The 17,694-nt window shown below is 46.0% G+C and carries 17 protein-coding genes and 1 tRNA gene; 3 read left to right on the forward strand and 15 right to left on the reverse strand.

Annotated features, from left to right (window positions below; genetic code table 11):
* Positions 1-23: 23 nt before the first annotated feature.
* Positions 24-1,268, reverse strand: coding sequence for a multidrug effflux MFS transporter (locus BUA53_RS19995; RefSeq protein ID WP_072837174.1), 1,245 nt, complete (start codon positions 1,266-1,268; stop codon positions 24-26).
* 998 nt (positions 1,269-2,266) lie between these two features.
* On the opposite strand from BUA53_RS19995, the gene BUA53_RS20000 reads away from it, so the two are divergent.
* The gene (locus BUA53_RS20000) at positions 2,267-3,376 is read left to right on the forward strand and encodes a Fic family protein (protein ID WP_072837188.1); all 1,110 of its coding nucleotides are present in this window, start codon (positions 2,267-2,269) and stop codon (positions 3,374-3,376) included.
* 250 nt (positions 3,377-3,626) lie between these two features.
* Positions 3,627-3,824 (forward strand): hypothetical protein, encoded by a 198-nt coding sequence (locus tag BUA53_RS20005; protein WP_072837175.1) that lies wholly within the window; start codon positions 3,627-3,629, stop codon positions 3,822-3,824.
* 106 nt (positions 3,825-3,930) lie between these two features.
* Here BUA53_RS20005 and BUA53_RS20010 read toward each other — a convergent pair.
* The 14 genes from BUA53_RS20010 to BUA53_RS20070 form a co-directional block, all read right to left on the reverse strand.
* Positions 3,931-4,004: transfer RNA gene (locus tag BUA53_RS20010), tRNA-Asn, on the reverse strand.
* A gap of 178 nt (positions 4,005-4,182) precedes the next feature.
* Positions 4,183-4,863: a type 1 glutamine amidotransferase domain-containing protein gene (locus BUA53_RS20015; protein WP_072837176.1), complete on the reverse strand. Its 681-nt coding sequence runs from the start codon at positions 4,861-4,863 to the stop codon at positions 4,183-4,185.
* Positions 4,864-4,888: 25 nt separating this feature from the next.
* Positions 4,889-5,590, reverse strand: coding sequence for a DsbA family oxidoreductase (locus tag BUA53_RS20020; RefSeq protein WP_072837177.1), 702 nt, complete (start codon positions 5,588-5,590; stop codon positions 4,889-4,891).
* Between the two features lie 49 nt (positions 5,591-5,639).
* A complete protein-coding gene (locus tag BUA53_RS20025) occupies positions 5,640-6,743 on the reverse strand; it encodes an alkene reductase (RefSeq protein WP_072837178.1) in 1,104 nt (367 codons plus the stop codon).
* A 28-nt stretch (positions 6,744-6,771) separates the two neighbouring features.
* Complete coding sequence (locus BUA53_RS20030; protein WP_072837179.1) at positions 6,772-7,275, reverse strand: NAD(P)-binding domain-containing protein; 504 nt, start codon at positions 7,273-7,275, stop codon at positions 6,772-6,774.
* Positions 7,276-7,524: 249 nt separating this feature from the next.
* Positions 7,525-7,677 (reverse strand): hypothetical protein, encoded by a 153-nt coding sequence (locus BUA53_RS21360; RefSeq protein ID WP_175546122.1) that lies wholly within the window; start codon positions 7,675-7,677, stop codon positions 7,525-7,527.
* 429 nt (positions 7,678-8,106) lie between these two features.
* Positions 8,107-8,811 (reverse strand): SGNH/GDSL hydrolase family protein, encoded by a 705-nt coding sequence (locus BUA53_RS20035; protein ID WP_175546123.1) that lies wholly within the window; start codon positions 8,809-8,811, stop codon positions 8,107-8,109.
* A gap of 64 nt (positions 8,812-8,875) precedes the next feature.
* Complete coding sequence (locus BUA53_RS20040) at positions 8,876-10,105, reverse strand: mandelate racemase/muconate lactonizing enzyme family protein (RefSeq protein WP_175546124.1); 1,230 nt, start codon at positions 10,103-10,105, stop codon at positions 8,876-8,878.
* A 56-nt stretch (positions 10,106-10,161) separates the two neighbouring features.
* The gene (locus BUA53_RS20045; protein ID WP_072837182.1) at positions 10,162-11,733 is read right to left on the reverse strand and encodes an SLC5 family protein; all 1,572 of its coding nucleotides are present in this window, start codon (positions 11,731-11,733) and stop codon (positions 10,162-10,164) included.
* A 52-nt stretch (positions 11,734-11,785) separates the two neighbouring features.
* Positions 11,786-12,697 carry a dihydrodipicolinate synthase family protein gene (locus tag BUA53_RS20050; protein WP_072837183.1) on the reverse strand — a complete coding sequence of 304 codons (912 nt, stop codon included), beginning with the start codon at positions 12,695-12,697 and terminating at the stop codon, positions 11,786-11,788.
* Between the two features lie 6 nt (positions 12,698-12,703).
* A complete protein-coding gene (locus BUA53_RS20055) occupies positions 12,704-13,432 on the reverse strand; it encodes a sulfite exporter TauE/SafE family protein (protein ID WP_072837184.1) in 729 nt (242 codons plus the stop codon).
* The gene (locus BUA53_RS20060; RefSeq protein WP_072837189.1) at positions 13,432-14,202 is read right to left on the reverse strand and encodes an SDR family NAD(P)-dependent oxidoreductase; all 771 of its coding nucleotides are present in this window, start codon (positions 14,200-14,202) and stop codon (positions 13,432-13,434) included. Before BUA53_RS20060 ends, BUA53_RS20055 begins: the two co-directional genes overlap by 1 nt.
* A gap of 10 nt (positions 14,203-14,212) precedes the next feature.
* On the reverse strand, positions 14,213-15,073 hold the full coding sequence (locus BUA53_RS20065) for a fumarylacetoacetate hydrolase family protein (RefSeq protein WP_072837185.1): 861 nt from the start codon (positions 15,071-15,073) through the stop codon (positions 14,213-14,215).
* Positions 15,074-15,139: 66 nt separating this feature from the next.
* Positions 15,140-15,883 (reverse strand): SDR family NAD(P)-dependent oxidoreductase, encoded by a 744-nt coding sequence (locus BUA53_RS20070; RefSeq protein WP_072837186.1) that lies wholly within the window; start codon positions 15,881-15,883, stop codon positions 15,140-15,142.
* A 149-nt stretch (positions 15,884-16,032) separates the two neighbouring features.
* On the opposite strand from BUA53_RS20070, the gene BUA53_RS20075 reads away from it, so the two are divergent.
* Positions 16,033-16,914, forward strand: a complete 882-nt coding sequence (locus BUA53_RS20075; RefSeq protein WP_072837187.1) for an AraC family transcriptional regulator — start codon at positions 16,033-16,035, stop codon at positions 16,912-16,914.
* Positions 16,915-17,694 lie beyond the last annotated feature (780 nt).

The raw sequence follows: 17,694 nt of genomic DNA on the forward strand, positions 1-17,694 counted from the left end.
CCCAATAATGATTTTTATCCTTCTTAGAACTTTTCTATCATTTCCATGGTTTGGTGCTCTATCTCATCCTCGCTGGCAGCCAGTTCCATCCTGCTATGCCCTGCCCGCAGGATAATAAAACCACTAATAGCGCAAAAAGCCATGATGGCAGCCATGGGTACGGCTGTACCATTAAAGAACACACCCACCAGCGCCGATGCCAGTGCACCAAAGATCATTTGTATGGCGCCCATCAAAGCGGAGGCACTGCCTGCTCCCTTGCTGAAAGGAGCCATGGCCAGCGCTGCGGCGTTGGGAAAGGTAAAACCCTGGCAACTGAGGAATAACAACATCAGCGCAATGATGCCATACAAACCAAGCAAGCCTGCTGCAATACCCACAATCAACAAAAACCCGACAAGAGACTGGGAAAGCAGCACAAACCTAAGGATCTGCGCACTATTGAATTTGCGCAATACCCGGTTATTCAGCTGGCTGCAACCAATGAGACCGGCTGCAATAAAGGCAAAAATGAGTCCGTATTGTTGTTCACTAACGCCATATAGCTGCATGAAAACAAAAGGAGAACCAGCCAGGTAGGCAAACAATCCTGCAGAGGCAATGGCACCCGAAAGGGCATAGGTGGTAAATTGCCGCTCCCTCAACACTTGCCTGTAGCCTTGAAGAATAGAAGCAGGTTTCAAAGAATAAGAAGGATCAGCCGCCTTGCTTTCGGGAAGCCATTTGACCACCATCAGGGATATTACAGTAGCAACAATGGCCAGTATAATAAAAACCACCTGCCATCCCAGGTGCGCCACCACATAGCTGCCCACGGTTGGTGCCAATATAGGCGAAACGCCAAGGATCAGGATGAGCAGCGAAAACACCTTTGCATTTTCATGTACCGGGAAAACATCCCGCACAATGGCATTCGGCGCCACCATTCCAACGCAGCCACCCACAGCCTGCAGGAAACGAAAAGCGACCAGGCTTTCCACCGACCGGGATAAGGAGCAGGCAACAGAGGCTATGATATAAAGTACCAATCCAATTAGTAGTGGCTTTTTTCTTCCAAACCTGTCCAGCAGTGGCCCGCAAAGCAACTGCCCCACGCAAATGCCAATGAAAAAACTGGAGAGGGAATAGCTTACCTTATCCACCGTGGTATGCAGGCTGGCAGCAATGGTGGGGAATCCCGGTAAATACATATCGATGGAAAAAGGCCCGATGGCAGAAAGCAATCCTAAAATAAATATGAGTAAAGACCGGTTCTTAATTGGCTTCATTGGTGAAAAAAACAATAAAACTATAGGGTTCCTGGAGAAATCAATTAAAATGTTAGGAAAACTGGCAATGCTTATCACCAGGGGTTCTGCCCATTCCAGTTTGTAAGGAAGCGATAATCTGTTTGGATTATTATAAAACTATAAATGAAAGTATTAATTACTATCTTTTTTTATTTTCCAATATGTCAAAGAGCTTCTCCAATATACTAAATAATTTAGCATTTCCATAATTTTCCAGTACTTATTTTTAAAGAATTTGCCTTACTTCATTTTGTTTATTATTGATGGACAATCTCAGATAATAGGCAATGCTTTTATCAACTTCCAAATTGGCTGAGTAGTATTGGATTAGCTAACATTAAATAAGGCGGCAGGGAAGATTATAGAAATGCACATGGGTCTTAACGACAATAAAAAAAGCCCTGGTGATTACCAAGGCTTTTCAAGCACCCTGAGACTTCAAACCAGATTATCGAAAGTTTAAAGCGGATTTATAATCTGAGATACCTTATAAAGCTTTGGTAAGTAATATGATAGAAGCAATGTTCGAGGAATAGAACTTTATAAATAAAGGGTACGTTTTCAATTTTTAGGGAAGATGCCACCATATGTTCCTTCTCTTTGTTTGCTGGACATACCTCGTTTTATATGTACCTATTTTGCCATTTTTCGGGTACAAGTAAAACGCTTAATATACCTACTTTGCGTTTTTCAGGAGCTTCCTTTACCTGCACCTTCAGTAACCGTTTTGATTGGTTCTGTGGCTTGAGCTATAGTTGCCCCTTCTTTAAAGACATATAAAGCGGGTGATTGATTCCAATGGCAGTGTTCCTATTTAGGTTTATCCTCTCTTGTATCCATGAGTGAATATGACATGAAAAGGAGGCTTATTCATGTCATAAATTACCACGATTACTTGACAATGCCACGAATACGGGATATATTCGTGCCAAAAAATGCCATGAATAATGTCTCAATCGTGGCATGGAGGACATTCAATGTATATCCATGAACAAAAAAACTGGCCTCAGTTCCAGTGGGATAAGGAGAACCTGGCGGAACTACTTACGTCGGTACGCTATCGTCAGGGCCGATTAATTGGCCATATGGAGGCTTTAGGATTTGCGCTTCGCGAGGAAGCCATGCTGCAAACCCTTACCCAAGAAGTAATTAAAAGCAGCGAGATTGAGGGCGAGATGTTGGATCAAAACCAGGTGCGTTCGTCTCTAGCCCGACGTCTTGGGATTGATATAGCCGGGAGCGTACCTGCGGATCGTAATGTTGAAGGTGTCGTCGAAATGATGCTCGACGCAACCCAAAACTTTCAGCAGCCACTCACGGAAGATCGTTTATTTGGATGGCATGCCGCCCTCTTCCCAACTGGAAGAAGCGGGATGCATAAGATCACAGTAGGAGCTTGGCGCACCGGCGAACGCGGTCCGATGCAGGTTGTTTCCGGAAGTATCGGAAAAGAAAAAGTCCACTTCGAAGCGCCGGACGCGGAAAAAGTTCCGGAAGAAATGACGCGCTTTCTCGACTGGTTCAATACAAACAGTGATCATGATCCTGTTCTAAAAGCAGGCCTTGCACATCTATGGTTTGTGACCATACACCCCTTTGAAGACGGCAACGGACGCATTGCTCGTGCAATTGCCGACATGCAATTGGCCCTTGCAGATGAAAGTCCGCAAAGGTTTTACAGCATGTCCACACAGATCCTTAAAGAACGCAAGGATTACTACGACATACTGGAAGCAACACAAAAAGGCGCTTTGGACATTTCCACTTGGCTCACGTGGTTTTTACAATGCTTGGACCGTGCTTTTTTAGGCACTAATGACATTCTCTCCAATGTTCTTTTGAAAGCCCGGTTTTGGGAGAAGCATACAAGCGTCAGTCTAAATGATCGTCAAAAACTAATTATCAATCGGATGCTCAATGGCATCGAAGGAAAAATGACATCATCAAAATGGGGAAAGATGGCAAAGTGTTCAAAGGAAACGGCCATACGGGATATTCAGGATTTAATCAGCAAGGGTATCATGATAAAAGAAGAAGCCGGAGGCCGTAGTACTAGCTATGTTTTAAATGATAGTACAAAGAAGTAAAAGATGCCAAACCGGACACCAAATCCATTGACATAACTTTAAAAAGAACACGTTGCAAACCAATGATTAGAATTGAATTACTGCAAGCAAATCACGGTGACTCCATTTGGTTTACATTTATTGATACTGATGGCGTCACCCGGAACTTCAAAAAAAGCTACCACCCTTTCAATTCAGATCTAAATTCATTGAGTTAGAAACTCTTGGTATAGTTAAACAGCAAGCATAACCCTTTACTCATTTTCTACAAATGAATATGTTGCAAGCACAAAACCACAGCATTCGTTTAACCATCCTGTCTGGTTTGATTAGTGTCTATAAAATGAAGTTTTATGAGGCCCAGCTGGCTTTAACCAGCATTTGTGAGAAGTTAAGTGCTAAAGGGATCCCAATGAGTCCCAGACTTCTGGATCATATGATCTGGAACTATCAAAGAGAACAACAATAAGGAAAACTGGTTTAAAGTATATAGTCGTAACTTAGTAATGGTGCAAATATTGGTGCAAATAAAAAGGGCTACAAGCTTTGACACTTATAACCCTTTGATTCTGAAGCTCCCCCTGCTGGACTTGAACCAGCGACCCTCTGATTAACAGTCAGATGCTCTAACCAACTGAGCTAAGGAGGAATTTTACCACTGAAGCTTTCGCTAAAGCAGCATATCCCGTTTTGGGACGGCAAAAATAGGAGATTTTACATTTCTACCAAATAGAAAATGAAGCGATTATGGTTTTCAATCAATATTAATAACGTTCTTTTCCATTATCTCCCCAAATCCCCCTTTATAGCATCCAGATCCTGGTTCCTTATTTTTTCAACAACGCCAATAATTCTTTGGCGGCTGCTTCCGAAGAGGCAGGATTCTGTCCGGTGATCAGCAAACCATCTTTCACAACATAGGATGCCCAATCCTCCTTCTTGGAATACTGGCCACCTTTGTTCTTCAGTTCATCTTCCAGCAGGAAGGGAACCACCTTAGTTAGTTGCACTGCCTCTTCTTCTGAATTGGTAAACCCGGTAACTTTCTTTCCCTTCACCAAAGGTTCGCCTTTTTCATCCTTTACATTGAGCAATACGGATGGCGCATGACAAACAGCAGCTACGGGCTTTTTAGCAGACCAAAAATCCTGTATCAATTTTATGGAATCGGTGTCTTTGGTCAGATCCCACAAGGGTCCATGACCACCCGGGTAGAACACCGCATCAAAATCAGCAGCTTTCACATCCCCTAACTTTTTGGTGTTGGCCAGCAACTTTTGCAACCCGGCATCCTTGTCAAAACGCCTGGTGGCTTCCGTTTGAGCACCAGGTTCTGCACTTTTGGGGTCTATGGGAGGCTGGCCACCCTTTGGTGATGCCAGGGTGATCTCTGCTCCTGCATCCTTCAATGTGTAATAAGGCGCAGCAAATTCCTCCACCCAAAATCCTGTTTTCTTTCCCGTATCTCCCAGCTCGCTGTGCGAAGTGAGTACCATTAATACTTTCATATGCCTTCTTTTAAAATGTCAAAAATTAATTACAAATGCCATCAGGGGTACAGAACCCAGCTGTTGCTTCATCACCTGTTACCAGCGCTGGCTTTTCTTCTTCCCATACCCTTTCCAACACCTGGGTAAACACATTGGTTGGCTGGGCACCGCTTACTGCGTATTTATTATTGAATACAAAGAAGGGTACTCCGCGAGCCCCTACCTGTTGGGCTTCATACTGGTCCAGGTTCACTTGCTGCCTGTAGGCATCTGTCTGCAACACATTCCTTACCTCTTCAGCATCCAGGCCCACTTCTGCTCCAAGGGCTACCAGTGTTTCCAGGTCACCTGTATTTTTTCCCTCAGTATAGTAAGCCTTAAATAATCGTTCCTTCATTTCATTTTGCAAACCTTTAGTCTTAGCCAGGTGCAGCAAACGGTGGGCATCCATGGTATTATTAATGACCGCCTTGTCAAAATTGTATTCCAGTCCCACTTCCCTGGCCATAGCAGCCATGCTGTCATTCATCTGTTTGCCTTCTTTGGCACTGACGCCTTTGCGACTGCCCAGGTATTCATGCACCGATTGGCCGGGTACATATTCCATATCAGGATCCAGCTGGAAGCTGCGCCAAACGATCTCCACCTGCTCCCTGGCTTCGAAGCCTTCCAGCGATTTTTCAAATTTTCGTTTGCCTATATAGCAAAACGGGCAAACGATATCAGACCATATTTCTACTTTCATTATTTATTCCTTTTTTTTAAAGATCTATTGTTATAACATTAATCTACGTTCAGGCAGTTTGTGCTGTACGCACCGGGTAATCAATATATCCCTTTGCACCTGTGGTATAAAAAGTTGCCGTATCAGGAGTATTCAATGGCACATTATTCCTGAAGCGCTCTACCAGGTCGGGGTTGGATAAAAACGGTACACCAAATGCCACAAGGTCTGCATCACCTTCTTCAATCACCCTGTTGCCGGTTTCCTGTGTAAATCCTTTATTGATGATCAATGTTCCCCGGTACAGGGGACGGAAATGCTTCGCCACACCCGAAACGGCATAGGGTACTTCTTCCACCGATGTAAATGGCTCTGTTAAATGCACATAGGCCAGGCCATAATCATTCAGGCGCGTAATGATGTATTCAAAGGTTGGGATGGTTTGTTCATCTACCAGCATACCAAACAGGTTATGCGAAGAAGGATTAAAGCGGATACCCACTCTGTTCAGGTCAATCACTGCTTTCAATTCATCCAGCAATTCAAACAAAATGCGGGCGCGGTTTTCAATAGATCCTCCGAAGGCATCGGTGCGCTGGTTGGAAGCGCCTACAAAAAACTGGTGCAGCAAATAGCCGTTCGCTCCGTGCAATTCCACGCCGTCAAATCCAGCCTGCACCGCATTGGCTGCCGCTTTCTTGAAATCCTGGATGGTTTGCCTGATCTCTTCAACCGTCATTTCCTTTGGCGTCTCGGTATCTACAAAACCATTGTGGGTATAGGCCTTGCCATTAGGGTTGATGGCAGATGGCGCATGCGGCAACTGGCCATCCAGCAGGTCGGGGTGCGACATGCGACCTACATGCCATAGCTGCGCAAAGATCTTTCCGCCTTTAGCATGCACGGCTTGGGTTACCAGTTTCCATCCTTCTACCTGTGCTTCGCTGTAAATAGCCGGGACGTTAATAAAACCCACACCGATAGGACTTACAAATGTCCCTTCAGTGATCAGCAACCCGGCCGACGCCCTTTGTGCATAATATTCAGCCGTCATGGCAGTGGCCACATTGCCTTCGTTATTGGAACGGCTACGTGTCATAGGTGCCATTACCATGCGGTTTTGTAAGGTTATTGGTCCTAATTGGTATGTTGTTAATAATGCCTGTTCTTTCATATTATTAAATTAGTGTTATTATGATTGTTTATTGTAAACTATGTGTTGTTGTGATCAGGCCTATTGATTCGAAAAGTGCAGCCACAGAAGTAGCGGCTTCGCAATCTGTCGATTCTATAAGCACGGTGAAATGGTCTACATTTATTTCCTGGTACATTTGCAGCACCACGATCTTAGAATAAGGAAGGGCATCCGGCAGTGAGCCAAAAGGCTGATCATCGTTCCCTGATAATATGATCACCACCTTATTCCTGGCTACATCACTGATCTTTTGAAGGACAGCGATGGCGTCTTCAACTTCTGCGGACAGGATAATCATGTCTGCCTCCCAGGAAGCTTCACGGCTACAGTTGATGATTTCTATTGTAGCAATCGCTGGCATGGAGCACAGGGATTGAAAAAACGCTTCCAGTTTGGCGACATTTGGATCCATTAGCAGGATGTTCCGCGCCGTTCCGACCAGGCGGGTCACTACCAGGCGGGCATTTTCACTATCCGCCCCTATTACTGCTATCGTTTCTTTGTTTGCCATTGATCTCTATGAGACACAAAGCTACCCACACCTACCTCCACCCGGGTTGACAAACGATAAGAAACAGTCTTGATAAAAGTCAAGCGTTTGGAATGGATAACCGACCTGTAGCGCTACTTTTTCTGTGATAACTGGCGCCTGATGCGGCTCAATGTTTCCGGAGTAATACCCAGGTACGAAGCCACCAGGTTCAGGGGAATACGCTGTATGATACCAGGGTTCGACTGAACCAATAGGTTGTATCTCTCTTCAGCCCCCGAAAGAAATGGAACTGATCAACCTGCGCTCCTTGGCAATGATATTGTTCTGGAAAAGTATGCGGAAGTAGCGTTCCATCTTCGGAAGCTTCACCATCATCTCTTCAAATCCGCTGTGCGAGGTGAGTACCATTAATACTTTCATATATATTTCTTTAAAGCTTTAAAAAGTTAAATAAGAATACCCAGGGGTACATCAAATGATCAATAGTCAACCAAGGCAGGATTATCTTCCTTACTCCAACTAACACACGGGCAGATAAATTGGTTGACCAAATAACCCGGTCATTGTTGATCAGTTGGCATGACTGTTTCCAGTCACTAATATTAACGTAGTACTTAAAAAATCATTCCCCCGGAGATTTTGAATTGAGCAGAGGTAAGGGTCTATGACCCAGCAGGAATTTATACATTTGTTTTCAGTGAGTATCCAATAGAAAATATATATAAGAAGAATGAAACCCTGGTGTCAATTTGTGAAATCTATTTTATTTAATGGCCTACAATGCTCAGTAAGGAGTTTGACAAAAACAGTAAATCCATTGTTGTCAATAACCGGAAATTGAGATTACCGTTACAGGTGCTGGTTCAGCATTCTTTGTAACACTGCCGGGTAGCTATCACCTTCTGTCTTTCCCTCACCCTGCATCCTGTATCCCTTTGTAATGCTATCTCCAAAGCAAACTACGGATTTAACCCCCGGCTTACAGTCCTTAATAGTTTCATATACCGCGGCTGCAATGACCTTATAACCATTAGCAGTTGGGTGCACACCATCCGCAATTCCCATATTGGCTTCGTTCTGGAATAAGCTTTCTTTATCTGTATTGGCTCCCCCACAGGCAGTGAGGATGGTGTTCAGGTCCACCAGTTTGCAGTTATTTTTTGCTGCCAGCCTGCGGATCACCATGTTCGCTGAATCAACCCGCGCCTGCGGTGCTTTAAGGTCGCCTTTGAACTGGGGTTTTCGTTGTACCAGGTATGGCGCATACACTGGCGGTATCGTCATCAAAACCAGGTCTGCCTTTTTTTTCAAACAGCTGATCAACTCCTGGTAGTTCTTTTCGTACTGTTCCATGCCCAGGCTCTTATCAGTGTGCAGCATATCATTGGTGCCCACCATCAATACCACCAGTTCCGGGTTCCTGCGCAGCACATCACGGTCAATACGTGCCAGCAGGTTGACAGTATTGTTACCATTAATACCTGCATTATAAACTTTTACTGAATCGGAAAACTGTCCTCCCCGGGCCATAGAGGTACAAAATAGCGATAACATAAAGAGTATTATAGAAAGAGTTTTCATACTAATATCAGGGTTCTTATTTCTCAATATATAACTGTCATAATATCTTTTGATCCTGCTCCGCAGCATCAAAACGTGTCACTGCTTTATTAGTGATCTGCCAGTGATCTGAACTATGTGCTCTTACAAAATCTTCATCCACACTAATCCCAAGCCCATAGCCTCCTGGCACAACAGCGGAGCCGTTCTCCACCAGCAAAGGGTTTACCAGCACCTTATTAGCAACCGGGAACATATCCAGCTGGTGTTCCTGGCTTACAGGATCTTGAATGACTGAAGTAACCTGCCAGGTAGCGGCCACTCCTATAGCGGTGCATACACCCAGGTGGGGAGCAATACGCAAGCCGTTGGCTTGTGCTGCTTCTATGATCTTCCATCCCCCGGTAATACCACAGCGCACCAGGTCGGGCTGCGCAATTTTCATGGCCTTCTCCCTGATCCAGGGCTCAAATTCCCGGATGGTCCTGAGCGGTTCTCCTATAGCTATTGGAGTTTGGATAGCTTTCGCCAGCCTGCTGTGTCCATGCACATCCTCCGGATCAATAGGAGATTCAAACCAGGCGGCTTTGAGTTCATCAAGCCCGCGGCCAATAGCATAGGCAGCATCATAATCATGACGGCAGATGGCATCAAAAGCCAGTTCTGCATCCCTACCAATGGCTTCCCTAATGGCAGCACATTCCTGCAGTGTATTTTCCACCGTATCACCAATAAAGATCTTCACACCCCTGAACCCTTCTGCCAGTTTCTCTTTGGCCAGTGCCTGTCTTTCGGCAAGCGTTGACCGGCGCAGTCCCGATACATACAGTGGCAGCTTTGAATGGTATACAGTGCCCAGTAATTGTCCAATGGACTGTTTTGCGGCCTGGCCCTTTATGTCCCATACTGCCATATCAATAGCAGCAATAGCATCAATGGTGAAAGAAGCTGTATGCCCACGCACATGGTTCAGGTGATACAGGCGCTCATAGATGGCAGACGGGTCACAGGGATCCATACCGATAATGGCAGGTCCGAATAAACGGGCAATAAGGGTAGCCGGCACTTCAGGCACCAGTGGGGCCTGTCCCTCACCCCATCCTACCAGCCCGGTATTGGTAGTGATCTTTACCAGGCAGGATTCGGTCTGCCGGCTATAGGCATGCTGCCATTGCTTCTCAAAATAATAATCTGTACCCGGCAGGCGGTTGGGTGCATCACCATGTCCGCCAATACGGTAATGGTGATCATATTTAAAAACAAAAACTTCAACGGTTTGAATCTGCATATTACATTCTGTTACAAGTTCAGGGCACATGTGTAACCCTGCCTTTTATAATTATCCTAACCAAATTTGATATAAAAAAACAGGATCACTGAAGTGACAAGAGCCCACCAGATAAAGGGATTGCGCAATCCCCGCTGCTGGTATTTTTCTGCCGCAGGCAGGCTCAAACTATCTTTCTTCCAGATCAATCCTTTCAGCTCCTCTTCCGTTTTTCCAGGTGTATACAGGCTTACCACTACACAGGCGGCCATACATGTCCAGAAAACAATACCGGTACGGTTGTAAAAAGGCATGTGGGGGAAGAAATATTCAATGGCAAACGACAGGGGCACTGTTAAGAGGCCTGCCGTCAACGCCCCGGCATGCGTGGTTCGCTTCCATAAGATCCCCAACAAAAACATGGTGGCAATACCCGGGGTAAAAAGTCCATACGCACTCAAAAGATACAGGAATACCGGCCTGTCTGAATGGGTGATCAGGAGGGCAGTGCACAAAATACCCAATACGATTACTACTACTCCTGAGCGCCGGCCAAATTTCAAGGACTGCGCATCGGTGGCATCCTTGCGGAAATAGGGCAGGTACACATCCATGGTAAGGATGGTGGTGCAGGAGTTGATGGCCCCGGAAAGATGCGACATAATGGCCGCAATCAATCCCGCCATCACCAATCCTGAAAGTCCGGAAGGAAGCAGGTTTTGTACCAGCGTCGGAAATACCAGGTCAGCCTTTTCCAGGTGTGGAAATAATTTAGGCGCCACCAGTGCAGGACCAATGATCACGATGGGGATCAGCAATTTTAAATAGTCCGCAAAGATCACCCCCATACGGGCATGCCATTCATTCTTTGCCGCCAGTGTACGCTGCACAATAAACTGGTTGGTGGCGCAATAGAATACACTGATACAGATAGCACCACCCAGGTACATGGTCCATGGAAAGGCAGGATCATTGGCCGGCAATAGCATGTCCCAGTCCTTGGATGTTTCCAGCACAGCAGAAATACCACCAGCAGCTCTTATAGTAAAAAAAGACAAGGCTACCATACCCAAAATCAGTACTCCTAACTGGAGCATCTCCGTCCAGATCACGGCACGAAGTCCTCCCAGGATCGTATACAGGCCGGTAGCTGATGCCAGGGCCACCACGCTCCATACCATGGGAATATCCAGTAATGAATGCAGCGACAGCGCACCCAAATAGAGTACAGCCCCGATCTCCACGAAAATATAGGTGAACACTACCAGGATCGAATAGTTGGTCCTGGCTGCAGCACCGAATCTTTTTTGCAGGAACTCCGGCATGGTATAAAAACCATTGCGCAGGTAGTAAGGCAGGAAGATCCACAGCAAGGCATTGAACCCAAGCAATACTGCTCCCCATTCTGTAAGAATGGCCACAAAGCCGCGGCTGTAGGCCACGCCCATGGTACCCACCAACTGGTGACTGCTGATATTGGCAGCCATGATACTGCCACCTATCATCCACCAGGGCAGCTTATCTCCAGCCAGGAAATAATCCTTTTTGGTATTCCCCCGTTTGGAAGAAGCATAAAGCCCAAGGGCCAACACTCCCAGGATATAAATACCGAATACGGCAGCGTCAAGTATGGAGAGTTTTGATCCCATTTGCTTTCCTTAAGATTCAGAGTTAAGAATGAAACATTTTTCTCAAGTGCGATCAGTCCATTGGCAGTCCCGCATCCCGGGCCACCTGTAGCAACTGTTCCTGGTACCAGGGCTCAAAAAATGCCGGCTCAGGTCCTCTGACTTTAGCAGAAGAGATCACCCCTTTTTTAACCAGTATCTCTTTCCACAGGCAGCGGTTGGCCACATCTTTTTCATAGGCTGCCAGCCTGGAAAAAGGTGTAAAATAACTTACGGCTTCCCTTTGTTTCCCTTCCTCCAGCAGTTGCCAGGCTCTGTTAAATTCTGCCGGCATATAGCAGGCAGGCATGGTACCGCAACAACCTGCCTCATGTTCTTCAGGCAGAAATACTCCGCTGTTGCCGCCAAATACACCCGCAAGCTGGTTGTTGGGATGTGATAACAGCTTCCGGGCCTTTTGAATAATATTACCCGACTCCAGTTTGATGTATTTCAGGTTCTCCAGCTTTGATGCAAGTGTTATTAGAAAATCCACAGGCAGGGAAATGTCACTCAACTGGTGATCCTGTAAAATAATTGGTATCCCTACCGCCTTGTCAATGGCTGTAAAATAGGCTTCGATCTCTCCCAGTCCCGAACGCCACCTTCCAAAGAAAGGAGGCATGCACATCACCGCATCAGCGCCTGCATCTTCGGCCGCGCGGGCCAGCGTTGCAGCACAATAGGAAGAAGGATGGTTGACAGTAACTACTACGGGTATGCGCCCCGCCACTTTTTTGATCACAAAGGCGCTCAAGTCCTTTTTCTCTTCATCCAGCATCAGGTGGCCTTCAGAGGCATTGGCCCCGGTCACCAGGCCATGCGCCCCCTTCTGAACCAGGTATTCAATCAGGTGCTCCTGGCTTTCATAATCAATACGCTCATCCTCGTGAAAACAGGTGCCCAGTATCGGGAAGATGCCTCTAAATGGTTTTTGTTCAGCCATAACAGGTTATAGAATTAAATAGATTAAAGACAGCAATGAAGACACGATCAAAAACACGGTCACTACCTTTTGGAATATCCCATTGGGCAGCAGCCGGAAAGAAAACATACCCAGCACATAGCCCAACAAAGAGGGTATGATCAGCTTTATCAACAGGGTCCATGTACCTGGAGCAAAATCAGCCTGCAGCGTCATGGTGATCACACCAAAACTCATGATCAGGAACAGGTAAGAAAGCATGGTGTTCCGCATTTGCTCCTTATTGGTAAAAGCTGCATTCAGGTGCAGTGCTACCAGCGGACCGTTGATGCCCGTAGAGGGTGTAAGCAATCCACTGAAAAATCCACCCACCCATGTCATATATTGATGGGCAAAGAATACTTTGTTTTTCGTCAGCGATACTACTGAGGCCAGCAGGATAACGGCAAGGGTCACCTGCTTCAGTACCACTGCATGCACATAACTGATGATGGCCAGACCGGCTACCAAACCCAGGGATGCACTCAAGATTAGTTTTAATAAAGTGAGGCGATGTATGGACCTGAGATTCTTACCCGAAAACATGGCGATCAGCGAAGTCAGAACAGACATGCACAGGTTGAAATAAACAAGCTGGGTAAAATCCATCTGGTTTACCAACAACAGCGTGGTAGCTATGGCAAAACCAAAGCCTATCAGGCCCTGTATCCAGCCCGCGATCATAAAAGCAACAAATACCAGGAGTATCGATGGCATCAGCGGGTCATTTTCGAGGTCAGTGAAAGCCCGCCGTCCACCAGTAGAGTGGTGCCGGTTATATTCATATTACTAAAGGAACAAAGCATGCCCACATGTGCCGCCACTTCTTCCACCGTCACCAGCGTATGCATTGGGATGGAGTCCAGGTGGGTTTGCAATAATGCAGGGTCTTTTTGCTGGTTCTTTTTTGACAAACCTCCTTCTACAATACCGGGGGCTATTTCATTGACCAGTATTTTATCAGCAGCCAGTTCCAGCGCCATTGTCTTACACAACATGCGCACAGCAGCTTTTGAAATGCAATAGGAAGATATGCGGGCATTGGGCCGCTCTGCTGCCCAACTGCCTATGAAAACGATACGGCCCTCAAGTGCTGCTTTTTTCATCCGCTGCGCCGCCTGCACCGCTATATGGTAACTGCCCCAGAAGTTGACATCCATTTGCTTCTGAACTTCTTTCACATCCAGTTCGGTGAGCTTCCCCACTACCACAATGCCGGCATTGGCTACCACCACCTGCGGTGTACCCCAAGTGGCTTCCACCTTGTCAAGCCAGGCAGCTACCTCCTCTCCTGACGATACATCAGCCCTGGTATACAGCAGCTCATTACAACCTGCAGTCCTAAGCTGCTCCAGTTGTTGACCAGCCGCAGCTTCATCCGCCAGGTCACTGAGTGCTACACGCATGCCCAGTTTACCCAGGTGAATGGCAATGGCCTGCCCAATATCTCCCAGTCCTCCGCTGATCAATGCTATTTTGTTCTTCATGCCTGGAAACTTAAACCATTTTATTTTCAGTGTAGCCCAGCTTTTCAATTTCAACCCTAACCACGTCACCGGGTTTCATCCATTCCTTTCGCGGCATGCCCATGATCACACCTTCCGGCGTACCTGTCAGGATAAGATCCCCGGGTTCAAGGGTCATATATTCGGTTAAGAATGCAATGATCTCTGCAACTGTAAAAACCATATCAACCGTATTGGAATTTTGACGCTGTTCACCATTAAGGGAGCAGGTAAGTTGCAACGATTGCGGATCACCCACTTCATCTGCTGTCACCAGGTACTTACCTAAAGGCAGAAAGGCATCCAGGCTCTTACCCATCAGCCATTGAGAACTCATAAACTGCAGGTCGCGACAGGAAAGATCGTTGGCCACACAATAGCCCAGTACATTGTCCAGTGCTTCTTCACGGCGCACATGCTTGCATTTCTTGCCGATGACCACACCCAACTCCACTTCATAATCGAATTCAACACCCACAGGTCCTAAAGGCACATCATGACCATAGTCTGTGAGTGTATTGCTATACTTGGTAAATACTACCGGCACGGTTGGTACCGCCATGCCGCTTTCAATGGCATGCCTGCGGTAATTCAAACCAATACAAATGATCTTGGAAGGATGAGGCACACAGGGTCCGATAGACAGGCTATGTTCCCGTAATAGTTTGGCAGGTTCTTTAATCCCATTCGCCACCTGCTTTTTGATTTCTGCCACATCTTCCAGGGTCAGTGGATCTTCCGGCCGCCAGTCGGCATGTTTTGCTTTGAGGTAATCCGTAATATCCAACACGCCTTCGTTGGTTACTATTCCCGGGTATAGTTTATTCTCTTTTCGGTAGTATAGGATCTTCATGCTGTTCTTTCGTTTGAAATTGTTTATCGTGGACTACATGGTTTCTTTTACAATAGTACGAAGCCATTAATAGGTGGCACGTCCACCCGTCAGGTCAAATGTAAAGCCGGTAGTGAAACTATTTTGTTTAGATACAATGTATAATGCCAGGTCAGTGGCTTCATCAAGCGTACCACAGCGCTTCATGGGGATCTTGTCCGTCATGTATTTCACCTGCGCCTCGGGCATGGCATCCACCAATGGAGTTTGTATCACGGCCGGGGCCATCGCATTCACAGTGATCCCTGTCTCTGCATATTCCTTTCCCTGCACCTTGGTCATACCAATCACTGCCGCTTTGGAAGCCGAATAGGCCAGCATGCCCGCGTTGCCTTCTTTTCCCGCTATGGAAGCCAGGTGCAGGATCCTTCCATAATTTGCCTTCAGCATATAGGGCAATACTGCTTTGGAAGTATAGAAGCTGCTCATAAAGTTCAGTTCAAATACCTTGTGCAGGTCCTGGCTGCAAACTTCATGTGTTTTAGTATTTGTCTTCCCGGTAATGCCCGCACAGTTGATCAGTATATCCACACAACCCAATTCTTCCACCACCTTTTGCACCGAGGCTTCCACGGCTTCCTGGCAGGTAATGTCCATTACTTCCAGTCGGGCTACGGAAGCATTTGCACCAAAGGCTTCTTCCAGCGCTTGCCTGTTAATATCATAAGCCACCAACCTGGCACCTTCAGCTAGTAAACGCCTTGATATAGCTAATCCTATTCCTGAAGCTGCACCTGTTACCAGCGCTACCTGGCCGGAAAAATTTCCCATTGATCTGATTTATTGGTTTTGATTATTCCTCTATCCCTGTCAACAAACATAGCCGTTAAAAAAACCGGGAAAGTCTACTAATTGGTATATTCATTATACTTTTTTAACAAAACCCGGCTTACCTTGGCTTCCTGGTTGAATGCTAGCTTATGAAGCCACAATTACACAAATTACCTTTAGCGGGAAACACTTCATTTCTATACAATCAATGGGATTGTCAATACTTTAATAAGCCCTGGCATTTCCACGAAGAATATGAACTTGTATGGATCCGCAGGAGTGAAGGCACCAAGTTTATTGGCGACCATATCTCCTATTTCAGGGAAGGAGATCTTTTTTTAATAGGCTCCAACATTCCTCACCTGTTTCGCAACAACGAAGATTATTACGACCCCGGAACAGGGCTGCAGGCCAGTTCCATCTTCATACATTTTACGGAGGAAAGCCTTGGTACTGGTTTCTTTGACCTCCCCGAACTGAAGTCCGTTCGTGAATTACTGGACCGGTCAGCCTATGCCCTGCAGATCAATGGAAGCACCCGGGATCTGATCACTGGTAAGTTGATGAACATGCAGGATGAAGTATCACCACGGCGTTTGATCAGCCTCATAGAGATACTCGTACTCCTTTCTGAAAGCAGGGAAACGCAGGCTTTACTTGCCAATCCTTTTACACAGAAGCACACCACCACTGAACGTGACACCAGCCGCATCCAGAAAGTGCTTGAATATGTAATGAAGAATTTCCAGCATGACCTGTACATGCCAGATGTGGCAGCACTGCTGAACATGAGCGAAGCCTCTTTCTCACGCTACTTTAAACAAAATACTCAAAAGACCTTTTCCTGCTATCTCACCGAAGTGCGGATCAGCAATGCCTGCCGCCTGCTCATGCAGGGCGAAGAGAACATATCCCAGATTGCCTGGCTCTGTGGCTTTGAGAACATCTCCAATTTTTACCGTCATTTTAAAAAGATCACCGGCATGGTGCCAAAAGAGTACCGCCACCGCTTTTACGAAGTGGCTGAATAAATAGTCTCCCGGATAACCTAACATGTGGGCACATTTTTATTCCGGAAGGATAGTATTGGAAGCTTTATGCAATGTTTTGTCATTAACTATTTAAGGCAGCACTTATATTTTTAATAGCAAGGAAGATGATATTCCGCGACCAGGCCTCAGAGAGGCGATATTTTGGTAGCAGAAATATTGTATTAGGAGAGCGCTATTTCAACAACAAAAGATGGCGAACTAGTATTGACAAATGTGTATTCAACCCTAAGCAAAAATTATCATCCTGAGTTTTACGGGTAAAGAAATGTCGCCCCGCCGGGGCTTTGTTCTTCAATCATTTTGCCTTCTTCTACCAAAATACCGCCCTTACAGGGCTCGCCATTAATTAATCTGTTGCTATTTTTTCTTCATAATCTTTTTGAAAACAAAGAATGTGATATTTTCCAAGCCTCAGAGAGGCGATATTTTGGTAGCAGAAAAATTGAAATTTGGAGAAGCAAAGCCCTGTAGGGGCGACATTTTATTTAATCATGGCGAACACGTATTCACATGCACTATTTAGTGTTAAGGGCTGAGAGAATTTTGCCATTGGGCTTGCGCTCTCCTCCATATTCCTTCTTCTACCAAAATACCACCCCTACATGGCTTCTTCCCTAAGAAAACTTATTGCTTTTCTCTCTAGATGATTCTTTTGAAAACAGAGCAGATGATATCCTGGTACGAAGCCTCAGAGAGGCGTTATTATGGTAGAAAAACATTGTATTTTGGAGAAGCAAAGCCCTGTAGGGGCGACATTTT

The organism is Flavisolibacter ginsengisoli DSM 18119 (assembly GCF_900129295.1).
Lineage (GTDB): Bacteria > Bacteroidota > Bacteroidia > Chitinophagales > Chitinophagaceae > Flavisolibacter > Flavisolibacter ginsengisoli.